General features: G+C 66.1%; 2 protein-coding genes and 2 pseudogenes. 1 reads left to right on the forward strand and 3 read right to left on the reverse strand.

Translation table 11 applies throughout. The features are described 5' to 3' along the window. Positions 1 to 706 (forward strand): annotated as a pseudogene (locus ISS20_RS23430) (hypothetical protein); the annotation flags it as partial. Positions 707 to 812: 106 nt separating this feature from the next. Here ISS20_RS23430 and ISS20_RS23435 read toward each other — a convergent pair. The 3 genes and pseudogenes from ISS20_RS23435 to ISS20_RS23445 all read right to left on the reverse strand — a co-directional run. Further along, complete coding sequence (locus tag ISS20_RS23435; protein WP_291440033.1) at positions 813 to 3,050, reverse strand: NADP-dependent isocitrate dehydrogenase; 2,238 nt, start codon at positions 3,048 to 3,050, stop codon at positions 813 to 815. A gap of 241 nt (positions 3,051 to 3,291) precedes the next feature. After that, positions 3,292 to 4,008: a ligase-associated DNA damage response endonuclease PdeM gene (gene pdeM / locus ISS20_RS23440; protein WP_291440034.1), complete on the reverse strand. Its 717-nt coding sequence runs from the start codon at positions 4,006 to 4,008 to the stop codon at positions 3,292 to 3,294. A gap of 5 nt (positions 4,009 to 4,013) precedes the next feature. Continuing rightward, positions 4,014 to 5,325: pseudogene (locus ISS20_RS23445) on the reverse strand (DNA ligase-associated DEXH box helicase); the annotation flags it as partial.

The raw sequence follows: 5,325 nt of genomic DNA on the forward strand, positions 1-5,325 counted from the left end.
GAACATCGGCCTGCCTGTCGATGCGGCGATGACGCAGGCGGACCTGGCCGCGCGCGTGAACGAATGCCTGGCGCTGAACAAGCCGGTGGCCGAGCGCACGCCCGAGCAGCAGCGCAAAGTCAAAACCATCGTGGATGTGATTCGCGTACCTGCCAGCTCCATCCAGGGTCACATGAACTGGGCCACCTTCCACTTCCGCGACGTGGTGCAGCACCGCACGGCTGGCGCCAGTCCGTTTGGCAACCAGGGTGTGTTGTACCGGGGCTCGCCCGACGATGCCGCCCTGAACGCCGCCGTGCTGCGCTACCGCGCCGACCCTGCTGCAGTAGCCCGTTTTGCGCAGGACACGGACCTGACTGGCCGCATCCCCGTGCCCGTGCTCACCGTGAAAGGGGTGGACGACCCCACGGCCTTTGTCGAGCTGGACGCGGCTTTCCAGGCCACCATGGCGCAAGGCGGCAGCGCGGCGCGCCTGGTGCAGACCTTCACCCAGCACAACTCCCACAGCTACCTGAGCGACCCGACCTATCCCACGCTCATGACCGCGCTGCTGCGCTGGGTGGGCCAGGGTGACAAGCCAACGCCCGAAGGCATTGCGCAGCAGTGCGCAGGCATGGAGGCCATGTTCGGCAAGGGCTGCGCCTTCTTGCCCGGCTATGTGCCGGCGTCATTGAACACCCGCGTGGCCGACCGCCAGCGGCCGTAGGTTGTTTTCTGTTGCGGTTCCCGCCGCGCCATGAACAAAGGCCCCGCTCTGCGGGGCCTTTGTTTTGTGCTGCTGCAGCGCAGGGCCGCAGCATCGGGGGCCGGTATCAGGCAGCCACAGCCTTGAGGGCTTCGTTCAGCGTCTTGCTGGGGCGCATCACGGCGTCCAGCTTGGCCACGTCGGGCAGGTAGTAGCCACCGATGTCGGCGGGTGCACCCTGCACGGCAGCCAGTTCGGCCACGATGGCCTGCTCGTTGTCGGCCAGCTGTTTGGCCAGCGGGGCGAACAGTTGGGCCAGTTCGGCATCGGCCGTTTGCGTGGCCAGCTCTTGCGCCCAGTACAGGGCCAGGTAGAACTGGCTGCCACGGTTATCGAGCTGGCCGGTCTTGGGCGAGGGGTTCTTGTTGTTGTCCAGCAGCTTGCCTGTGGCGGCGTCCAGCGTCTGGGCCAGGATCTTGGCCTTGCCGTTGCCGGTCTTCAGGCCCAGGTCTTCCAGCGACACGGCCAGCGCCAGGAACTCGCCCAGCGAATCCCAGCGCAGGTGGTTTTCTTCCACCAGCTGCTGCACATGCTTGGGGGCCGAGCCGCCGGCACCCGTCTCGTACATGCCGCCACCAGCCATCAGCGGCACGATCGACAGCATCTTGGCAGAGGTGCCCAGTTCCATGATGGGGAACAGGTCGGTGAGGTAGTCGCGCAGGATGTTGCCGGTGGCGCTGATGGTGTCCAGGCCACGGATCACGCGCTCCAACGTGTAGCGCATGGCACGCACCTGGCTCATGATCTGGATGTCCAGGCCGGTGGTGTTGTGCTCGTGCAGGTACATCTTGACCTTGGTGATCAGCTGCGCCTCGTGCGGGCGGTACGAGTCCAGCCAGAACACCACGGGCATGCCGGAGTTGCGGGCGCGGTTCACGGCCAGCTTCACCCAGTCACGGATCGCAGCGTCCTTGACCTGGCACATGCGCCAGATGTCGCCGGCTTCCACGTCCTGGCTCAGCAGCACTTCGCCGGTCGCCAGGTCGGTGATGTTGGCCACGCCGTCTTCGGCGATCTCGAAGGTCTTGTCGTGGCTGCCGTATTCCTCGGCCTGCTGGGCCATCAGGCCCACGTTGGGCACCGTGCCCATGGTCTTGGGGTCGAACGCGCCGTGCCACTTGCAGAAGTTGATGATCTCCTGGTAGATGCGGGCGAAGGTCGACTCGGGCATCACTGCCTTCACGTCCTTCAGGCGGCCGTTGGCGTCCCACATCTTGCCGCCGTTGCGGATCATGGCGGGCATGGACGCGTCCACGATGATGTCGTTGGGCGAGTGGAAGTTGGTGATGCCCTTGGCCGAATCCACCATGGCCAGCTCGGGGCGGTGCTCGTGGCAGGCGTGCAGGTCGCGCTTGATCTCGTCACGCTGGCTTTGTGGCAGGGTCTCGATCTTTGTGTACAGGTCCACCATGCCGTTGTTCACGTTCACGCCCAGCTCTTCAAACGTCTTGGCGTGTTTCTCGAACGCGTCTTTGTAGAAGATCTTCACGCAGTGGCCGAACACGATGGGGTGCGACACCTTCATCATCGTAGCCTTCACGTGCAGCGAGAACATCACGCCGGTCTTGCGTGCGTCTTCGATTTCCTTTTCATAGAAGGCCAGCAGGGCTTTCTTGCTCATGAACATGCTGTCGATCACTTCGCGGTCGAGAAGGCTGACCTTGGGCTTCAAGATGATGGTCTTGCCGCTCTTGGTGATCAGCTCCATCTTCACGTCACGGGCGCGGTCCAGCGTCATGGACTTTTCGCCGTGATAGAAGTCGCCAGCGTGCATGTGCGAAACGTGCGAGCGCGAGGCCTGGCTCCACTCGGCCATGCTGTGCGGGTTCTTGCGGGCGTATTCCTTCACGGCCTTGGGCGCGCGGCGGTCGGAGTTGCCTTCGCGCAGCACGGGGTTCACGGCCGAGCCGGTGCACTTGTTGTAGCGGGCCTTGATTTCCTTTTCCTTGTCGTCCTTGGGCTGGTCCGGGTAGTCGGGCAGGGCGTAGCCCTTGGCCTGCAGCTCGGCGATGGCAGCTTTCAGCTGCGACACGGATGCGCTGATGTTGGGCAGCTTGATGATGTTGGCATCGGGCTGAAGCGTCTTCTTGCCCAGCTCGGCCAGGTTGTTGGGCACGCGCTGTTCTTCGGTCAGGTAATCGGGGAACTCACCCAGGATGCGCGCTGCCACCGAGATGTCGCTCTCCAGCACGTTGATGCCTGCCGGTGCCGCAAACGTGCGAATGATGGGCAGGAAGGAAGCCGTGGCCAGACGGGGTGCTTCGTCGGTCAGGGTGTAGATGATGGAAGGTTGCTGGGTCGTCATGGCTTGTCTCACGAAACAGAGTAGGTAGATGCCCCCGGCTGCGTCGCAGCGGGGCCAAACGCGGATGCTCTCTCATTCTCCTTGCTCGGGGCTGTCTGCGCCCGCTGTTTTTGCAATCGAATCTCACAATGCAAAATTATCATAAGGTCAGGGCACTTTTTTCACCAAAAAAGTGGTAATCACCCTGCTGCCTCCCGCAGTTTGACGGCTCGGACGCGTGCACGGCACCCCCTGGCGGGCGCTACGCAAAGCCTGCCGGAACTGCCACCACCCGGCCTGGGGTGACCACGAACCGTGCCCAGTGATAGGGCAGCGTGTGGGGCGCGGTGCCGGTGAAAGCCCCGAAGGCAGGCAGGACCAGTTGCCCGTCGCCCCAGCCAAAACAGGGCGTCCGCAGCGCATCCCGCGCCGGGCCTCTCAGCCGCAACGTGGGGTGCAGATGCCCCGCGAGCACCGTGTGGCCTTCAGCCGTCTGCGGGTGGTGACAGGCCAGCACTGGCACACCGGCGCAAGGCAACCAGGGCTCGTTGACCAGCGCCAGTGCCAGCGCGGCCGGCGGGTCGCCCGCGTGTTGGTCATGGTTGCCGCGCACCAGCGTCATCGCCACATGCGCATGGCGCTGGCGCCAGGGCAGCAGCTGCTGCCACAGCGCATCGGCTGCGCCGCTGCGCGCATGCAGAAAGTCGCCCAGAAACACCAGGTGGTCGGCCTCCGTGGCGGCCAGCACCGCATCCAGCCGTTCAAGGTTGTCGGCCGTGGTGCCGTGCGGCACGGGCTGGCCCGCGCGGCGGAAGGTGGCCGCCTTGCCGAAATGCACATCCGCCACCAGCACCATGCGCGCGGCGGGCCACCACAGCGCGCGCTGAGGCAGCAGCTGCAGTGCGGTGCCGCAGGGCAGGGTGATGGCGTGCGCACCTGTGGGGGGCGTGGCGGCATTGAAGGGCAGGGAGGAGTGCATCGTGCTCAGAATCCGTGGCGTCTGCGGGCGCTGCGGGGTGCCTGTCCGGCCGGGTCTCTGCGCGTGCGCCGTGCCGAAGTGGCAGAGCCTTCAGGGATGTCCCACGCCATGTCCGTGGAATGGACTGGGTGCTGCGCAAGGTGGGTGCCCGTGGTGGCGTCGGCCGCCAGCTCCAGCGCCTGCACCATGCGCGCCAGCCGGTCGGCCAGGGTCTCGGTACTCAGGCGTTCGCGAAAGCGCTCCACCATCAGCGGCAGCGCAAACGGGGTGGGGCGATCCAAGGCGTGTATGGACAGGGTCTGCGCCTGCATGCCGCGCAGCGTGCGTGCCAGCCGGTCCATGTCCAGCTCGTTCGTCAGCAGCTCGGCACGGGCCTGGGCCAGCAGCAGATTGCCGGGGTCGTACTGGGCAAACACGTCGTAATAGAGCGACGACGAGGCCTGCAGCTGGCGGCTGCTGCGCTGTTCGCCGGGGTGGCTCTGGAAGATCAGACCCGCAATGCGCGCGATCTCGCGAAAGCGCCTGCGCGCCATTTCGGTGGCGTTCAGGCTGGCCAGCACTTCCTCTTCGAGCCCGCTACCGATGGTGGTGTGCGTGCCTTCGCCGATCAGGCGCGGCAGCAGCGCGGGCCAGTCCACTGGCTTGGCCGACAGCAGCTCCAGCCCGTAGTCATTGACCGCGATGGAGAAGGTGTTGGGCACCTGCTGCGACGCGCGCCAGCCCAGCAGCCCGGCCAGGCCCAGGTGCACCAGGCGGCCTGCCAGCGGGTACAGGTACAGGTGCCAGCCCTCGCGCGTGTGCAGGGTCTCGGCCACCAGGCGACCCGGGGTGGGAAGGGCCGACCACGCCTGCTGCAGCTCCAGCAGTGGCCGGGCGCAGCGCATCTCGGGCGTGGCGAACTGGCCGTGCTCGGCCTGCGCCAGCTGTTCCAGCATCGCATCGGCCAGCGTGTTCGACAGCGGCATGCGCCCGCCGCTCCAGCGCGGCAGTGCAGCGCTGCCCTTGGGGGCGATGCGCACATAGGCCGTCATCTGCTGCGTGCGCACCAGCTCCAGCAGGCGGCCCGCAAACATGAACACATCGCCCTTGCGCAGCCGGGCGATAAAGCTCTCTTCCACCGACCCCAGGCGCCCACCGCTCACAAACTGCACCTGCATGCTGGCGTCGCTCACGATGGTGCCGATGTTGCTGCGGTGGCGGCGCGCCAGGCGGGCATCGGGCACGCGCCAGATACCTTCGTCGTCGGGCACTACGCGGTGAAAGTCCGGGTAGGTGGCCAGCGACGCGCCGCCCTGGCGCACGAACTGCAGTGCCCAT

This window comes from Acidovorax sp. (genome assembly GCF_016783915.1).
GTDB lineage: Bacteria > Pseudomonadota > Gammaproteobacteria > Burkholderiales > Burkholderiaceae_C > Acidovorax.

Bases quoted from the DNA above. Each gene is read 5' to 3' on its own strand.
- pdeM (WP_291440034.1), bottom strand. From the start codon at position 4,008: ATGCACTCCTCCCTGCCCTTCAATGCCGCCACGCCCCCCACAGGTGCG.
- ISS20_RS23435 (WP_291440033.1), bottom strand. From the start codon at position 3,050: ATGACGACCCAGCAACCTTCCATCATCTACACCCTGACCGACGAAGCA.